Annotated in this window: 17 protein-coding genes; 7 read left to right on the top strand and 10 right to left on the bottom strand. The window is 42.3% G+C overall.

Annotation, left to right across the window (positions count from 1 at the left end):
- Window positions 1–229 precede the first annotated feature (229 nt).
- Window positions 230–880 (bottom strand): SDR family oxidoreductase, encoded by a 651-nt coding sequence (locus tag ACYX4O_RS01760; RefSeq protein ID WP_476354036.1) that lies wholly within the window; start codon window positions 878–880, stop codon window positions 230–232.
- 245 nt (window positions 881–1,125) lie between these two features.
- On the opposite strand from ACYX4O_RS01760, the gene ACYX4O_RS01755 reads away from it, so the two are divergent.
- Window positions 1,126–1,668 (top strand): general stress protein, encoded by a 543-nt coding sequence (locus ACYX4O_RS01755; protein WP_476354034.1) that lies wholly within the window; start codon window positions 1,126–1,128, stop codon window positions 1,666–1,668.
- A gap of 335 nt (window positions 1,669–2,003) precedes the next feature.
- On the opposite strand, the gene ACYX4O_RS01750 is transcribed toward ACYX4O_RS01755, so the two are convergent.
- Together ACYX4O_RS01750 and rlmD are read right to left on the bottom strand one after the other, a co-directional pair.
- Window positions 2,004–2,222 (bottom strand): hypothetical protein, encoded by a 219-nt coding sequence (locus ACYX4O_RS01750; protein ID WP_476354032.1) that lies wholly within the window; start codon window positions 2,220–2,222, stop codon window positions 2,004–2,006.
- Between the two features lie 401 nt (window positions 2,223–2,623).
- Window positions 2,624–4,129: a 23S rRNA (uracil(1939)-C(5))-methyltransferase RlmD gene (gene rlmD, locus ACYX4O_RS01745; protein WP_476354030.1), complete on the bottom strand. Its 1,506-nt coding sequence runs from the start codon at window positions 4,127–4,129 to the stop codon at window positions 2,624–2,626.
- A gap of 254 nt (window positions 4,130–4,383) precedes the next feature.
- On the opposite strand from rlmD, the gene ACYX4O_RS01740 reads away from it, so the two are divergent.
- From ACYX4O_RS01740 to ACYX4O_RS01715, 6 genes are all read left to right on the top strand, one after another.
- The gene (locus tag ACYX4O_RS01740; RefSeq protein ID WP_476354028.1) at window positions 4,384–5,301 is read left to right on the top strand and encodes an ABC transporter ATP-binding protein; all 918 of its coding nucleotides are present in this window, start codon (window positions 4,384–4,386) and stop codon (window positions 5,299–5,301) included.
- A complete protein-coding gene (locus ACYX4O_RS01735) occupies window positions 5,298–6,071 on the top strand; it encodes an ABC transporter permease (protein ID WP_476354025.1) in 774 nt (257 codons plus the stop codon). Before ACYX4O_RS01740 ends, ACYX4O_RS01735 begins: the two co-directional genes overlap by 4 nt.
- A 21-nt stretch (window positions 6,072–6,092) precedes the next feature.
- Window positions 6,093–6,245: a hypothetical protein gene (locus ACYX4O_RS01730; protein ID WP_476354024.1), complete on the top strand. Its 153-nt coding sequence runs from the start codon at window positions 6,093–6,095 to the stop codon at window positions 6,243–6,245.
- Window positions 6,246–6,679: 434 nt separating this feature from the next.
- Window positions 6,680–8,272 (top strand): malate synthase A, encoded by a 1,593-nt coding sequence (gene aceB, locus ACYX4O_RS01725; RefSeq protein ID WP_476354022.1) that lies wholly within the window; start codon window positions 6,680–6,682, stop codon window positions 8,270–8,272.
- Window positions 8,273–8,286: 14 nt separating this feature from the next.
- Window positions 8,287–9,564 carry an isocitrate lyase gene (gene aceA, locus ACYX4O_RS01720; protein WP_476354020.1) on the top strand — a complete coding sequence of 426 codons (1,278 nt, stop codon included), beginning with the start codon at window positions 8,287–8,289 and terminating at the stop codon, window positions 9,562–9,564.
- A 130-nt stretch (window positions 9,565–9,694) separates the two neighbouring features.
- Window positions 9,695–9,853 carry a DUF1540 domain-containing protein gene (locus tag ACYX4O_RS01715; RefSeq protein ID WP_476354018.1) on the top strand — a complete coding sequence of 53 codons (159 nt, stop codon included), beginning with the start codon at window positions 9,695–9,697 and terminating at the stop codon, window positions 9,851–9,853.
- Between the two features lie 106 nt (window positions 9,854–9,959).
- Here the strand turns inward: ACYX4O_RS01715 and ACYX4O_RS01710 are convergent, their stop codons facing one another.
- The 7 genes from ACYX4O_RS01710 to ACYX4O_RS01680 form a co-directional block, all read right to left on the bottom strand.
- The gene (locus ACYX4O_RS01710; RefSeq protein ID WP_476354016.1) at window positions 9,960–10,367 is read right to left on the bottom strand and encodes a hypothetical protein; all 408 of its coding nucleotides are present in this window, start codon (window positions 10,365–10,367) and stop codon (window positions 9,960–9,962) included.
- 29 nt (window positions 10,368–10,396) lie between these two features.
- On the bottom strand, window positions 10,397–11,248 hold the full coding sequence (locus ACYX4O_RS01705; RefSeq protein ID WP_476354014.1) for a DegV family protein: 852 nt from the start codon (window positions 11,246–11,248) through the stop codon (window positions 10,397–10,399).
- Between the two features lie 446 nt (window positions 11,249–11,694).
- Window positions 11,695–12,255: a class I SAM-dependent methyltransferase gene (locus ACYX4O_RS01700; protein ID WP_476354012.1), complete on the bottom strand. Its 561-nt coding sequence runs from the start codon at window positions 12,253–12,255 to the stop codon at window positions 11,695–11,697.
- A gap of 104 nt (window positions 12,256–12,359) precedes the next feature.
- Window positions 12,360–12,956, bottom strand: coding sequence for an SAM-dependent methyltransferase (locus ACYX4O_RS01695; RefSeq protein ID WP_476354010.1), 597 nt, complete (start codon window positions 12,954–12,956; stop codon window positions 12,360–12,362).
- Window positions 12,953–13,492 carry a TetR/AcrR family transcriptional regulator gene (locus tag ACYX4O_RS01690; protein ID WP_476354008.1) on the bottom strand — a complete coding sequence of 180 codons (540 nt, stop codon included), beginning with the start codon at window positions 13,490–13,492 and terminating at the stop codon, window positions 12,953–12,955. The genes ACYX4O_RS01695 and ACYX4O_RS01690 overlap by 4 nt, the downstream gene beginning before the upstream one ends.
- A 407-nt stretch (window positions 13,493–13,899) precedes the next feature.
- A complete protein-coding gene (locus ACYX4O_RS01685; RefSeq protein ID WP_476354006.1) occupies window positions 13,900–14,253 on the bottom strand; it encodes a hypothetical protein in 354 nt (117 codons plus the stop codon).
- Window positions 14,254–14,498: 245 nt separating this feature from the next.
- Window positions 14,499–15,686: an FAD-dependent oxidoreductase gene (locus ACYX4O_RS01680; RefSeq protein ID WP_476354004.1), complete on the bottom strand. Its 1,188-nt coding sequence runs from the start codon at window positions 15,684–15,686 to the stop codon at window positions 14,499–14,501.
- Window positions 15,687–15,690 lie beyond the last annotated feature (4 nt).

The following is a 15,690-nucleotide window of genomic DNA, read 5'->3' as shown; positions in this document are numbered from 1 at the left end:
CTCGACAGCTCGCCCGCGGAAAGCGAGCCGTTCCCAAGACATCCCAACCACTCAACAAACATAACGGCCCCCTCTATCTGAAAATGGCTCAGCTCGAAAACTCCTATATGATGGGGGATCTATTCATTGATCAAACGTTTGATCAATTTGAGACCTGTAACCAAAATTCCTCTCAAGAGTAAACCCTTGAGAGGAATTCATTTACATGTTCTCTTTTTACAACAGGGGGTTATAGGGAACCGACTGCATCACTAACAGATTTGGATCCACCAACGATCTGAAATTCTTTACCGATTGTAGATTCTTGCTTAAGACTTGCTAAAATGGCGCTTGCTACATCTTCACGAGGAATCTCGCCTCTTTCCACTTTCTCTGAAGCTTCAATTTGGCCAGTTCCTTCATCATTTGTCAGCATGCCAGGGTGAATAATTGTATAATCAAGATCCGTTCTTCTTAACCAGTCATCCGCATAGTGCTTCGCGGCTACATATGGGGAGAAGGAAGATGGAGCTTCCTGGATCGCCTCACGCGTTGTATCGAATGAACTGATCATCACATAACGCTTAACGCCTGCTGATTTAGCCGCTTCAATTGTTTTCACAGCACCGTCTAGATCAATCAGCATCGTTTTATCAGGTCCTGTGTTTGGTCCTGAACCAGCTGTGAACACAACAGCATCTACACCTTCCGTTGCTTTCGTAATTTCGTCAGGAGTTCCTTCTAGATCAACTACGACCGGTTCAGCACCTAGATCTTTAAAGTAAGATGCTTGCTCTTCTTTTCGGATCATAGCCTTCGCTTGAATACCTTCTGTATCTTGAATTTTCTTTACAAGATGTTTCCCAACTTGTCCATTTGCACCAACTACTAGTACTTTCACTATGTCTCATCCTTTCTTTACATACTCTTTTATTTATTCCCTAATTACTTCTATTGGCTCACACTTTTATATAACCGAAAAAATAAGAAAGGAAACGAATGAATGTTCTTTCCGCTCTCTCATCCCTCTACACATCAAATCTTTTTTATGTCCACCTATAGTTTTTAATTTGCCCATTCAAGGGGTCATCTACCAATTTTTCGGGTATAGAATACTATAAGAAGATAAACTAGGAGGTTGATCTCATGGATACTAAGATTATAGGCGGCGTTTTCTCGGAATTAAACCATGCAGAGAACGCCATATCAGAGTTACAACACCTTGGATATGATTCAAACGACATTTCTGTTTTCGCAAAAGAAAAGGAAAGTGTGAAGAGATTGGGAGATGAGAAGAATTCTCCATCCTCATCTAGTCATGATGAAATAGCGGATGGTGCTGGAAGTGCAACTGAACTAGGAGCTATTTCCGGAAGGTCTTTAGGTGGGATCGGGGGACTGCTTACAAATATAGGTCTGGTACCTGTTCCTGGTGGAGGAACATTAACTTCAGCGGGGCCAATCGCATTCAATTCTGGCGAAGAATCAAATGCCGGAGGGGAAGGAGTTACACATTCCCTTCATAAAGCTGGCATACCTAAAGAAGATGCTCAGCAATACGAATCTTATGTAAAGGATGACAAAATCATTGTACTTGTAGAAGCGATTGGGAATATGCAGCATGATGTCTATCGAACCTTCCTGACGAACCATTCTGAAAATCGATCCATGTACCCTGATTCTTATTAAGTCATCGCTTTAACACAGTTCTGCAATCCTTTTGTATATGAGGGGCGGTATATGGTCAACACCCATGACTATTCCCTCACATTACGTCTATTCCGGTAATATTTCCCCGGAAATTGTTGGACTTACTGTCCTCATTCGACATCTTGTTTGTTTCGAGAAGCACTAGTTATGAACAGCTATACCACCAATCCCGCCTACATCATTATAGCGGGCATAGAAAAAAGCGTCATTCCTTTCAATGGCGCTTTTCTTCTTTGTATTATTTAAATGTACCCCCCTGTAAATAAAAACTCTTAGGGTCGGCTTCTCTTATATCCGACTTCAATGAAACTTTCTTATCTTCTTTGATTAACTTCACAATTCTTGCACTTCGTTTCTTCCTCCATAGCAGCGTTAAATAACACTTTATATACTTTTTGCTTATCCTTCTCGATTTCCTGTCCGCATAACACGCAGTTATTTCGCTCTCTCCAACCAGGCCCAATAAAACGCAAAAATAAAACGAGTCCCACAGCTAACATCGTTCCACCGTATAGCAAGAAAATCCACAACATATGTACCTTCCCCTTTCGGTTGTATATAGACCCTTTTATCATGTTCTCAATAAAATAATTAATCGACACGATTAATCAACACCATCACGACTTAAAATTGTTAAATATCTGCCAGACTCCCCACACAAGTCCCGATATAATACCAACGAAAAGTATAAACATCCCCACAAAAGCTAGCACGTCCAACAAGACGCCACCTCCTTAAACCAAAAAGTTGTCAAAAAAGGTTAGACACGGCCAAAATAAATACTGGATGACCCAAACGCACTCTTACTCTTACGTTTATCCAATTGTTAGAGTTTCATAATATTTACCATTAACACTAGCACACACTACCTCCCCAGTCCTAAAAAGATATAAAAAGAAGACTACGCCCTGTATAAAGGGAGTAGTCTTCCTGCTTAATCTTTCCGTACTAATTTCACCACGGACTCTACATGATAAGTTTGCGGGAACATATCAACTGGCTGAATACCATCAACCTGATATCCATTCTTCACCAAGTACTTCAAATCACGAGCCTGCGTTTCTGGGTTACATGATACATACACGACGCGCTTCGGTTTAAGCTTCGCCACACTTGATAAAAACGCTTCGTCACTACCGCTTCGTGGCGGGTCCATAATAACGACATCAGCTTTCTCACCCTTTGAAGCCATGTTGACCATAAACTCACCGGCATCTCCTTGATAGAAGCGTGCATTCTTCACACCATTACGCTTAGAGTTGCGAATAGCGTCGCGAACAGCGTCTTTGTTTAGCTCAACGCCAATTACGTTGCCAGCCTCTTTACTGGCAATAAGACCGATTGTACCAATTCCGCAGTAGGCGTCGATTACGGTTTCATTTCCTGTAAGTTCAGCCATTTCAATGGCTTTCCCATACAATTTCTCCGTTTGAACCGGGTTGATTTGATAGAATGATTTAGCTGAGATCTCGAATTCCATTCCACCAAGCGTATCCGTTATCGTTCCTTTACCAAACAGGACCTTCTCCTGATCGCCAAGAACCATAGACGTTTTCTTGTTGTTCACGTTCATAAGAAGGGTTGTAATTTCAGGATGAGCTTTTCGTAAAGCTGTTACGAAATTATTCTTTCCCTTGAATTCAGATGAGGCGGTAACGAGTACGACCATAATCTCACCGCTGACCTTACCGACCTTAATGAGCACGTGGCGCAGAAAGCCTTGTCCCGTGTCTTCATTATAAGGCTGCATTTTCGAATTCTTGAGATAGTCTTTAATTGTATTCACAATCTCGTCCGCTTTCGGATCGTGAATCAAACAACGATCCATTGGAATAATCTCATGGCTATTCTGTGCATAAAGACCACCAATCACCTGACGATTATGGTTTAGGCCAAATGTGGTATGACTCTTATTTCGATAATCATACGGGTGATCCATTGTCATAATCGGAAGTGGCTTGCCAAATGGCTTCATTAGTTTATCGATCGTTTTCTGTTTGAAGCGATCTTGGGCGTTATTCGTCATATGTTGAAGCTGGCAGCCTCCGCACTGATAATAATACGGGCATGGTGGCTCCACGCGTTCTTTCGCCGCGCTTATAACCCGCTTCACTTCCGCATTCACATATGGACCTTGTTTAGAAACAAGGACTTCTGCCTTCTCACCAGGTAAGAGATGCGGAACCTCAAGTTCTTTCCCATCCCACTGAGCAATGCCTTTGCCCTCAGCAGTCAGACCAGAGCAAGTCACTTCAGCAGTAATAGCTTTCCCGCCTCCACGCTGATGTTTATCAGGCGCATTACGCTTGCCTTTTGATTTGCTGTCTCCACGATTTCCGCGCGTTGCTTGTTTCTTTCCGTACGTTTTCTCAGAACTATTGGGTTTATTTCTGGTTTTATTCCCAGACTTCTTATATCCGTTATTCTTACGTTTATTCATAGGCACTTCCCAACTTTTCTTCTTCTTTGACAATCCATTATATACTACAGAGGGCGAACAGTAAAACGAATGAAAACTCTCTCCATTGGGAATGAACGACTTATTACTCCAATATTTTCTATTTATCTACCGTTTCCCATTCCACATAATGTAAGTTTGTGGTACGGTAGTGATTGTGTTCCTTAAAATGGAATGAAACCTTTTATTTACCATACACGTAAAGGAATACAGTACATAAAAAAGGAGCTGATTGTTTGTCATCCAAACCACTTGTAGTTAAAAATCTATCAAAGTCGTTTAAGAAAAAGACGATTATTGATGACCTTTCCTTCGAACTTGATAAAGGGAAAATTTATGGATTTCTTGGTCCTAACGGCGCCGGTAAAACAACAACGATTCGTATGCTTGTAAGCCTTCTTCACGCTGACAAAGGAGAAATTGTTGTGAATGGGCATAACATCAAGACTGAACGAAACAAAGCACTTTCAAGTATTGGGGCTGTAGTTGAAAATCCAGAGATGTATAACCTAATGTCCGGAACACAGAACATGCAACACTTTAGCCGTATGCACACACCTAAGATTTCGCAAGACCGGATTAATGAGCTCGTAGATTTTGTAGAATTGTCAGGAGCTATTAATGATAAAGTGAAGACATATTCCCTAGGTATGAAGCAAAGGCTCGGGATCGCACAGGCTCTCCTTCATAAACCGTCCATCCTTATTCTAGATGAACCGACAAATGGCCTCGATCCAAAAGGGATTCGGGAGCTGCGAAGCTATCTCAGAACCCTGGCAGATGACGAAGGCGTGACTGTACTTGTATCCACTCACCTTTTGTCGGAAGCGGAAATGATGTGCGATGAAGTCTTGATTATCCAAGACGGGAAGTTCGTCAAACAATTCTCCATGAATGAAACAACTGACTCGGAACAACAAAAAGTAAATGCTTTATTCCGTGCTACTTCTAATAAAGACCTCACTCCTGTGCTCGAGAAATACGGTACAGTAGAAGAAGATAAGAAGTACATAACGCTTTCTGGGGTTGAACAAGATCAAATACCGACTATTATTAAAGAAGCTTCAGACCAAGGCATACTATTGTATGAAGTCATCCTGAAAGATACCCTTGAAGACCAATTCCTAGAACTGACAGGAGGCGAAAAAGCATGAGCTCTTTAATGTATAATGAACTATTAAAGACCTGGTATCGAAACGGCGTAAAATGGTTTCTCGTTATCGTGTTAGGGTTATACCTTGTTATATCGATCTCCCTACGCATCTTTTTGAACGAAGGAGCGCTCCCGTCAGCTGAGTCGTTTCTAATTACTTCTCAAACGATTATAAATGGAACATTTCTGTTATTTTACGGAGTCATTATCACAACCTCGTCTATTACGAGCGAATTCCATAAAGGAACGATTAAGCAACTGGCGATCCGACCTATTTCTCGACTGTCTATACTCGGATCCAAACTAGTGAGCGGCTTCCTGGCTACCCTTATGCTTATGGTCGTTTTCAACATTGTCATTTATCTAGTATCTACATTGATGTTTGATGCATCAACGGCTTCTGAGAACCTTTTAGTAACAACTGCGTTAGGTTGTTTATACAAAATTCCTGTTTACGTGTTTTACCTCTGTCTTTCCGTCATTATTGGAACCTTATTTAAGAGCACAACTGTGGCGGTTGTTTTATTCTTTGTGATCGATACAGCTGGTAGCATGATTACGGGGGTTCTTCACCTATTAGATTGGAATACAAGTTACTTTATCTACCCGAACCTAATACTTGAGGTTTACAGCGATAATGAAATCATCAAACAGCCCATGGTATTGGGAGCAGGAGAAGGCCTCCTATTTTCTCTAACAATCATTGCCGTTTACTCTATTGTGTTAGCCTTTATTGGTTTTTACAGATTCCAAAAGCAAGACATCGCTTAATACAGATCGGAGGCATTTCCGATGGACCATCCTACTCGTGAAGAATTTGAGAAATTAAAACGAGAAGTAAAAGAGCTTAAACACCCGGAACATAATACTAGTACCGAAATTGCTTTCATTCTAGCTGGCGCAGCCGTTTCAATTACGGCTATAATTGGTTTCTTCTGGTTTTAAACGGCTCTCTGTAGTGAAAGATGATTACGAACGACAGCAAAGAACCCTAAGGTTATTTTCCCTAGGGTTCTTTGCTTTTTTATATGGTCTTGGAAAGCGAAGATCATCCGGGCTTATAGAATTTATACAAGTAAAAAGGACGTAACTTTTAATAAAAACTATAAATAACAGTTCCATAACCAAGCCCTCTTGCGTAATCTGTACCATAACAGTTACCAAAATTTAATCTTGTTATATAAAAGGAGCGAATCATTCATGAAAAAGTCAGATCAAAAAAATACAGTTTCGTGCCCACAGTGTGGGACGGAAGTGAAATCTCAAGTTTATACGTACATGATGGAATGCGACCGCTGTTTATCGAAGAAAGATGAGTAATTTCTCTGTTATATCAGCATTCATACCGTTTTAATTCCTTTAAAAAGGTGGCGTTTTATTTGGAAAGGAAAACAAATAACTGGGTGGTGGAGGGAGACGTTTCTCCTTCCTTCGCTGAAATTTTGACCCCTGATGCTTTGGCTTTCTTAGAACAGCTTCATCATCGTTTTAACTCTAGAAGATTAGAGCTATTAGCAAAGAGGAAAGAAATTCAGAATCAATTAGACACTGGAATGAAACCATCTTTCCTTAAAGGTTCTGCCTCAATCAGAGAAACAGAGTGGCGTATTGCTCCCCTCCCTCATGATTTGCAGGATCGCCGAGTTGAAATAACAGGGCCAGTTGATCGAAAAATGGTCATTAACGGCCTTAACTCCGGTGCCAAGGTCTTTATGGCGGATTTCGAAGACGCCCATTCGCCAACATGGGCCAATACCATTCAAGGACAGATTAATTTACGAGATGCGATTCGAGGAACGATCTCTTTCCAAAATGACAAAGGCAAAGTCTATGAATTAAAAGAAGAAACGGCCACTCTAATGGTTCGCCCAAGAGGATGGCATCTTGAAGAGAAGAATATGACCTTACATGGTGAAGCCGCTTCGGCTAGCTTAGTCGATTTTGGACTTTATTTCTTTCATAATGCGAAGCAGCTCATAGAGAAGGGTTCTGGACCTTACTTTTACTTGCCGAAACTCGAAAACCATTTAGAAGCAAGACTTTGGAATGACGTCTTCTTATTTTCGCAAAAAGCATTAAATATCCCGACCGGAACCATTAAGGCCACCGTCTTATTAGAGACGATCTTAGCTGCCTTTGAAATGGATGAAATTCTGTATGAACTGAGGGAACATTCGGCTGGTTTGAACTGCGGGCGATGGGATTACATCTTCAGTTATCTTAAGAAATTTCGAAATGACCCCTCCGTTATCCTACCTGATCGCTCTGAAGTAACGATGACGAGTCCATTTATGAGAGCCTACTCTCTTCTAACGATCCAAACCTGCCACAAGAGAGGTGCACCAGCCATAGGAGGAATGGCAGCACAAATCCCAGTTAAGAACGACGACCAGCGAAACAAAGAAGCTTTCGAGAAAGTAAAAGCTGATAAACAAAGAGAAGTAACGGGCGGCCATGATGGTACATGGGTCGCTCACCCTGCTATGGTCCATACCGCTATGGACGTATTTAACGAACATATGCAAACACCGAACCAAATCAACCGGCTCATTACAGATCTTCAGGTGACAGAGGAGAACTTACTCGAAATACCTGAAGGATCTATAACAGAAGCAGGCGTTCGCACGAATATCAATGTCGGTATTCAATATCTAACCTCATGGCTTGACGGCCGAGGCGCTGCTCCTATCCATAACCTCATGGAAGACGCTGCAACTGCAGAGATTTCCCGTGCTCAGGTGTGGCAGTGGATTCGTCATCCTAAAGGAATTTTAGACGATGGCAGAAAGGTCACGTTTGAATTAGTTGAGCAATGGAAGCAGGAGGAATTACTAGCTATTCAACAAGAGGTTGGACCAGAAGCTTTTAAGAATGGGTCGTATAAGCTGGCAGATCGCTTATTTGAGAAACTCATTCGTGATGACGAGTTTGCTGAGTTTTTAACACTCCAAGCTTATAAACACTTACCTTAAGGGGGATTACGGGGATGACAAACGAACGTATCGAAAAACTATTGAAAGATTGGAAAGATGAAAGCCGCTATGGAAATGTGACACGTCCATATGAAGCAGAAGATGTTATTAAGTTAAGAGGATCAATGGATATCGAGTACACGCTTGCTAATCAAGGAGCAAAGAAACTTTGGCGTTTATTACAAGAAGAGAACTACGTTCACGCACTCGGTGCCCTGACCGGTAATCAGGCCATGCAACAAGTAAAAGCTGGACTGAAGGCCATTTACTTAAGCGGATGGCAAGTGGCAGCGGATGCGAACCTCTCTGGCCACATGTATCCAGACCAAAGTCTTTACCCTGCAAATAGTGTCCCTCAAGTTGTGAAGCGCATTAACCAAGCCCTTCAACGAGCGGATCAGATTCACCATATGGAAGGAAACAGCGATATTGACTGGTTTGCTCCGATTGTTGCCGATGCAGAAGCAGGTTTTGGAGGGCAGCTGAACGTGTTCGAACTGATGAAAAGCATGATTGAGGCCGGTGCCTCGGCTGTTCACTTTGAAGATCAACTTTCCTCAGAGAAGAAGTGCGGGCACCTCGGCGGAAAAGTACTACTCCCTACTCAGACCGCCGTACGAAATTTAATCTCTGCCCGTTTTGCTGCCGATGTGATGGGCGTTCCGACGGTCATTATTGCCCGAACAGACGCCAATGCAGCTGACTTAATTACAAGTGATATTGACCCAACGGATGCTCCTTTCCTCACAGGTGAACGAACAGCTGAAGGGTTTTACAAAACACGCGCAGGGCTTGATCAGGCCATTGCACGCGGGCTTTCCTATGCCCCTTATGCGGATTTGGTATGGTGTGAAACCTCTGAACCTAATCTAGAAGAAGCAAAGCAATTTGCAGAAGCCATTCATGAACAGTACCCTGGTAAACTGCTCGCTTACAACTGCTCCCCTTCTTTCAATTGGAAGAAGAAATTAAGTGATGACACCATTGCCGAGTTCCAGCAAAAGTTAAGTAAGATGGGCTACAAGTTCCAATTCGTCACACTCGCTGGTTTCCACGCTCTCAATCACAGCATGTTTGAACTTTCAAGAGAATACAAAGAAAGAGGCATGGAAGCCTACTCCGAACTCCAGCAAGCGGAGTTCGCTAGCGAGAAGGATGGCTATTCCGCTACGCGCCATCAACGCGAGGTCGGAACAGGGTACTTTGATGAAGTGGCTCAGGTGATTTCCGGGCGGACGTCTTCTACTGTGGCGTTGAAGGGTTCTACGGAGGAAGAGCAGTTTACAGACTAGAACATACATTTGAAGTAAGTATCTATACCATAAGCCTCCCTTTTCTTAAGGAAGGCTTTTTTTAGTACAAATATTAACACGTGTAAAAGGGGTCTTTATGAAGAAAACTAACTTTTAGGAGGTGATTGACTTGGCTCTAGACGTACTATGTGAAGTGAAGAACTGCGTCCACAATGAAGGTGGAGAAAAATGTGGTGCAACGTCTATCTCGATCATTAGTGAATCCGGCAATACCGCTTCTTCTCAACAAGAAACGGATTGCAAGACTTTTGAACCGATGCAAGCATAATTAAGCTTAGCCTCTCATTCATTGTAGCCTGTTACAAGGCTACAATCTTCTGTACTTTTCTTTCAACAAAATACCACTTCCCCAACTCCCCTCGGTACTTTGAATGTTAAATAACCGTCAGCAATTCAAGGACTATTATAATTAGAAAAATTAAAAGTTGAGGGATTACAGCTTTGATTAATTCTTTATGTTTAATGAAAGAAACAATTAAAACTGATAATACATTCAAACAAAGAATTCCTAATGGTATATAGGCTGCAACCCCCGTTAATACAACAAGATTGTAAAAAGCTAAGACTTCTACTACACCCACTGCGAATAGGATCATCCCACCCTGTAAGGACATGACCCTAAAAGATCCAATTAATAGATGGCTAGCATTTAACTTCTTTAATTCATCCACTTGTATCTTTTCTCCATAAATGACGTGTACAACACTCATCACAACAAGAATTATCCCTACGACCAGCTTCATCATAACTCCCCCAATCATTTTTAAAGAAGATAGTCTCACATCGAGATTTTCATGTAGCCTCCTTTATACTATTTCTCTAACCCCGCTACACCAAAGCCCCCGGGTCCAGAATGAGTCGAAATCATACCGCCTGCTTGGATCCATCTCACATTGTCGAATCCGTTCTCTTTGGCGACCTCTTCCATCCGCTGCTTGATCTTTTCGTCCAAGCCTATTGAGTAGATAAAATACAGTTGTTTTCGATCGATGTTGAATTCATTTACGTAATCCTTCAAGAGCTTTTCCGTAGCTCCACTCATTTTCCCGCGGTACTTTTTAGTGGACATAAGCTTTCCATCCTTCAACTCTATGCATGGCTTTATTTTCAACAGAGTCCCAATCAAAGAAGCCATATTGCTGACTCGTCCTCCCGCTTTAAGAAACTCAAGACTGCCTGGTATGAAAGCGAGCCTTGATTTAGGAACGACGGCCTCTATTTTTTCAACTAACTGTTCCGCTTCAATGCCAGGTTCTTTCTCTAAAACGTTAGTAGCATACATCACAATCGCAGCTAAACCTCCCGTAACGTTCAGAGCATCAATGAGGTGAATGTCTTCAAATTCTTCAGCTGCAATAACAGCATTTTGAAAAGAAGACGACGCTTTTGATGTATATCCTATATGTACAATGATGCAATCCGGGAATTTCTCTCTTATATGGGTAAAGAACTCTTCGTACTCGTGAGCATTGGTGGAGGTCGTAGAGGGGATCTTCTTCGTGCGTTCGTAGTAGTCATAAATATCCTCGACCGGCAGATGACCGTCTAAATAATCTTCCCCGTCCATGATGATGTGCATGGGCACTACTTGAATATCGTACGTTTCAGCTAAATCCCTTGGCAAGTCGGCACCGCTTTCGGTTGATAAGATGATCCTTCTCATTCTTTGTCCCCCTTCGAATTAAGTACTGGTTCACTCTTTCTACATTATGTATTTATTATACATGAGATTACCGGATTCGTGGGCCAGGGGGACAGGTACATTGTCCCTCTCTGACATTTCGCTAAACTTAAGGCTTGAAAAGGGAAGAGATCAAAGCAATCGATGACATTTTGGTAGTGTTTTGGTCTCAAACAGTCAGAGACAAGCCCGATCTGTGACGTTTTCTTTGATTATACGAACCAAAACGTAAAAGAAACACGTGATCTATGACCTTTCGAGCTACCCATACCTTCAAAAGGTTATAGAAGCATTAAATAGAATAACCCCCTATTAAGAACCTCTTTCACTCAAAAAACCCTTACTTGATCAAACGTTTGATCAAGTAAGAGTTTGTAATAAGGCACTAGATCATTACTTTGGTAACGATTCAGGGGCTCTCTCCCCCCCTATCCTAGAGCCTCCTTTCTCAAAATGTACATGTGGTAGCGCGCGTTGAATTTAGGGTAGTCAGTATAACGATCGGCAAGAACTTCCCATTTGACCTCCATCTCATCAAGAAAACACTTCAAGTCTGCCTCCCGCTTCTTCCCTTCCATCATAAAAATGGCCAATACCCCTGTGTTTTTCAACTCTGTCCCAATACGCTGAACGAGTTTCTTTTCCTTCTCGGCGTCTTGTTTATAAAAGTGCAACATGGAATCCAGCAGGACCATATCGTGTTCCTTACCTATGGGATACGTGTGGATGTCTCCTACTTTCCCGGTCACGTTCAATTGCTCGGCACGGGCAGCTTGATTCATTTGTTCAATCCCGACAGCGGAGATATCAACACCTGTTACCGTATACCCCAACCTCGCTAATGCTAAGGCATCTCTCCCTTGCCCGCATCCTAGGTCCAGGACACGCCCTTTTGGTTCATACTCCTTAAAGAATGCCACCAGTCCAGGATAAGGAGCTCCGGAATAATCCTCTTCTTGATAATAAGTATCGTAAACCGGTTTTGTCATGATACCCCACCTCTCTTCCAGTCTTCTATAGCCATTTCATGATTTATTTCTGCTACCACGGGGGCAGGGCCTGCTCCTATTACAGTCACTTCATAATGCTCCAACTACCCTCTCCCCTTTCTTGCTTTCACATGTGACGTTTGCGCCAGGTACATGCCTTCTTTAATCCCGATCGGAAGCTCTCTCCTAACGTCTCCCTGATCAATGACGAAAAGAGATGGGACGGTCTCCACTTCCCGTGCCACTTCATCAGACGCTGGGAACTCCTCCAAGAGACCTCCAGGTGGAAGCTCGTCTTCTGTTTTAATTAATCCGAGATATAGGAATAGCCCATCCTCAACGAGCTGTTTGTCTAACCTCGCGAACAGAGTTTCACGGTCTCTTTTCGAAAAATGGACAAACGAGAGGAGAATCAAATCAAACGCTGATTCGCCCGTGTACGTGCGTGCATCGGCTACTTCTGCTTTAACCGAATAGCCTTTCTTCTGAGAATATTCCTCGATAAATTGTACAGCCGACTCGGAAGAATCAATACTTGTCACATCCCAGCCCCGCTCTGCGAGCCAAAAACTGTTGCCACCTTCCCCTGCACCAAGATCAAGTACCCGCCCAGCCGGAACAGCCCTCAACCACTCCGTAAATTGCTCATCCGGTAAGGTCCATTGCTTTGTGTTCTGTTGGTATTCCTCATCGAACCTCATGACAACAATCCCTTCTCAAACGTTCTCCACGCAAGCGCTGGTATCTCTTTTGGAGCCACCGTGCCATTGTGCATCGACTCCCAAGCCGTTAACAGCACTCCGTCATACATATGAAAGACCCAGGCATCTGGCATGGAAGCATCAATATGCCCTGCATCCCTTAACCTTCCAATCAATGCATACAATTCCTTGTTCACCTTAGAAAACTTGCACGTTTCCGGATCGTGCTCTTCATGATGCCCATGTTCGCGAAATAAAAGGTGAAACCCCTGTTGTCCCGCATTCGTCTTGATGATCGATTTCATTTGCTCCAATGGATCCTCTATCGTTTCCATCGATTCATTAAATATAGCTAACGTCCTCTCAATCAACACATCATGGATGGAAGCAAACAATCGCTCCCGATTCTTGAAATAGCGATGAATCGTCATCCGACTCACACCCGCTTGTTCCGCAATTGTCTCCATCGACGCCCCCTCGTCTTTCGAGAGTACATCAATCGCGACGTTCACGATCGTTGTTTGTGTTTTGTTCATTCCTTTCACTCCCTCAACGTTACATCAATGTAACATATTGTACAATTGAGTAACAGCGCCGTCAATAATAAAGGCGCGGGCCAGGGGGACAGGTACATCGTCCCTCTCTGACACTTCGCTAGATTTAAAGCTTAAAAAGGGAAGAGATCAAAGCAATCGATGACATTTCGCTAGTGTTTTGGTCTCCAACAGTCACAGATAACCCCCTTCTGTGACGTCTTCTTTGATCAAACAAACCAAAACGTAAAAGAAACACGTGATCTCTGACCTTTTGAGCTACCCATACCTACAAAAGGTCATAGAAGCCTTAGACAGAATAGCCCCTTATTAAAGACCTCTTTAATGCAAAAACCCTTACTTGATCAAACGTTTGATCAAGTAAGGGTTTTTAATAAGGCACTAGATCATTACTTTGGTAACGATACGTAAAACACTTTCTGCTTCTTATTTGAATTAGGAAAAACATAATCCGTGCAATCTATCCATTTAACTTCGTTCATCATTGAAGTTAATTGCCGGTCAATATCGATCTCCACGTCTTTCATAATTTGTAACAGTCCAGGAAGTGTGAGTTCAAAATGTTCCGCTGCCAGCTTATGAGGAGCTTCACTCCTTAGATAATCGAGAAACTCCGCTGAAGTGGCAAACTCTTTTTCAATATCATCTTCCATTCTCATCACATAGTTGTAGATGTCTTTCTTTTCCTTAGGTAAAGCACGTACTATCTTATTGGTCAGTTGCTTAACTAAATAATCACTCATGGTTTCACCCCACTTACTATGTGGTCGATACTATAACGAACAATTCAAATGAAGAAAACCCCTACATTAGAGATTTTTTCTCATTATCCGATATTGTATTAGCTTTAAGAGAGGAACGTTTCATTACCAAAATATTTTTGACCAAAAGCTATAACAAAAACATTAGAAAAAACCAGATATAACATATACAACCGTTTTGCATTTCCACTAAGTTTTCTTCTGTTCGGTTACAGGTACTTTTTTGTTCATGTACTTACCTCCAAAACAGGGAAAGCTTGGAAAATTCGTTCAGCAGCTTTTCTAGCACCGGCTATATTTCTTGACACAGGGCCAACCTCTAGCTCTGCTAAAGCTCCTGAAACATATAATCCCCTACTCCATTTTAATTGTTGGTCTACGATGGGAAATCCACAGGGCGCACAAGGCAAATGATGCTCCTTGATTGTTGAGGACAACCAACTTTCACCCGGCAAACCAGCTTTCGCACCCGTAGCTAAAAATAGCTGATTGGCTATAATTTGCTCTTTATTCTTCATGTTTAGTAAGATGTCCCCATTCTCGTGATGGGCTGCTTCCACTTCATCCGTAATTATATTCAGTTTGTGTTGCTGTTCTAACGATCTTAACGTTGCGTACATACTTTTGGTTATAGATCCTCTATGTCGGGCATGTTGGATCCATTGCCTTCTCTTTGTATAAGAGGATTCTTCATGATAACTGTTGAGATATTTAGGTCCCAGCCAGCCTGGATCACTATCAAAATCTTCTATTCGAAAGGGATGTCGCTTAATTAATGTAACTGGTTCCGCAGCCTTTTGGGCTAGTGTGGCTGCCAGATGAGCAGCTGATAAACCTCCTCCAAAGACAACAGAAGCGTCTGAATCCAAGTCAGCACTCTCTTCGTCTTCCTCAAAGACATGCTTCACAGATTTTGGCACAGCCTCTCTTAAGCTCTCCGCCCATTCTGGTATAGAGGGTTGATGATTTACGCCAATAGCTACAACCACATTTTCTGCTTGATACCACTCATTGGACGAAAGCTTGACATGCCACACTCCATCATGAAACTGGAGAGCACTCACCCATCCTTGTTTCCAGCAGTTTTGCAAGCCAACGGTTTGAAAGAAATCGTTGCAATGGTTATTAAACATTTGTAATTGAGGTCGCTTGTAGTATCCTCTAAATGCTTGGCTATAATCTTTTTCTCTCGCATATCTTTTTAAGCTGTATGGTTCAGGATCTAAATGGTGAACAGAAGGCGATCGTAAATAAGTCATTCCAATCTTTCTCGTTGTAGTCATCCATTTATGCATTGGGTAATCATATGGGTCAATGACTAATAAGTCTTCTTCTTTTATCCTATTGAAGTGGAGGAACCAGGTGGCAACTGTAGACCCCTGTACTCCTCCACCAATAACAATTAATTTATACAACAGC

The organism is Pontibacillus sp. ABV4_188 (assembly GCF_056311905.1).
Note: the sequence above shows the minus strand (reverse complement) of the source record. Positions and strands in the feature narration are given on the sequence as shown.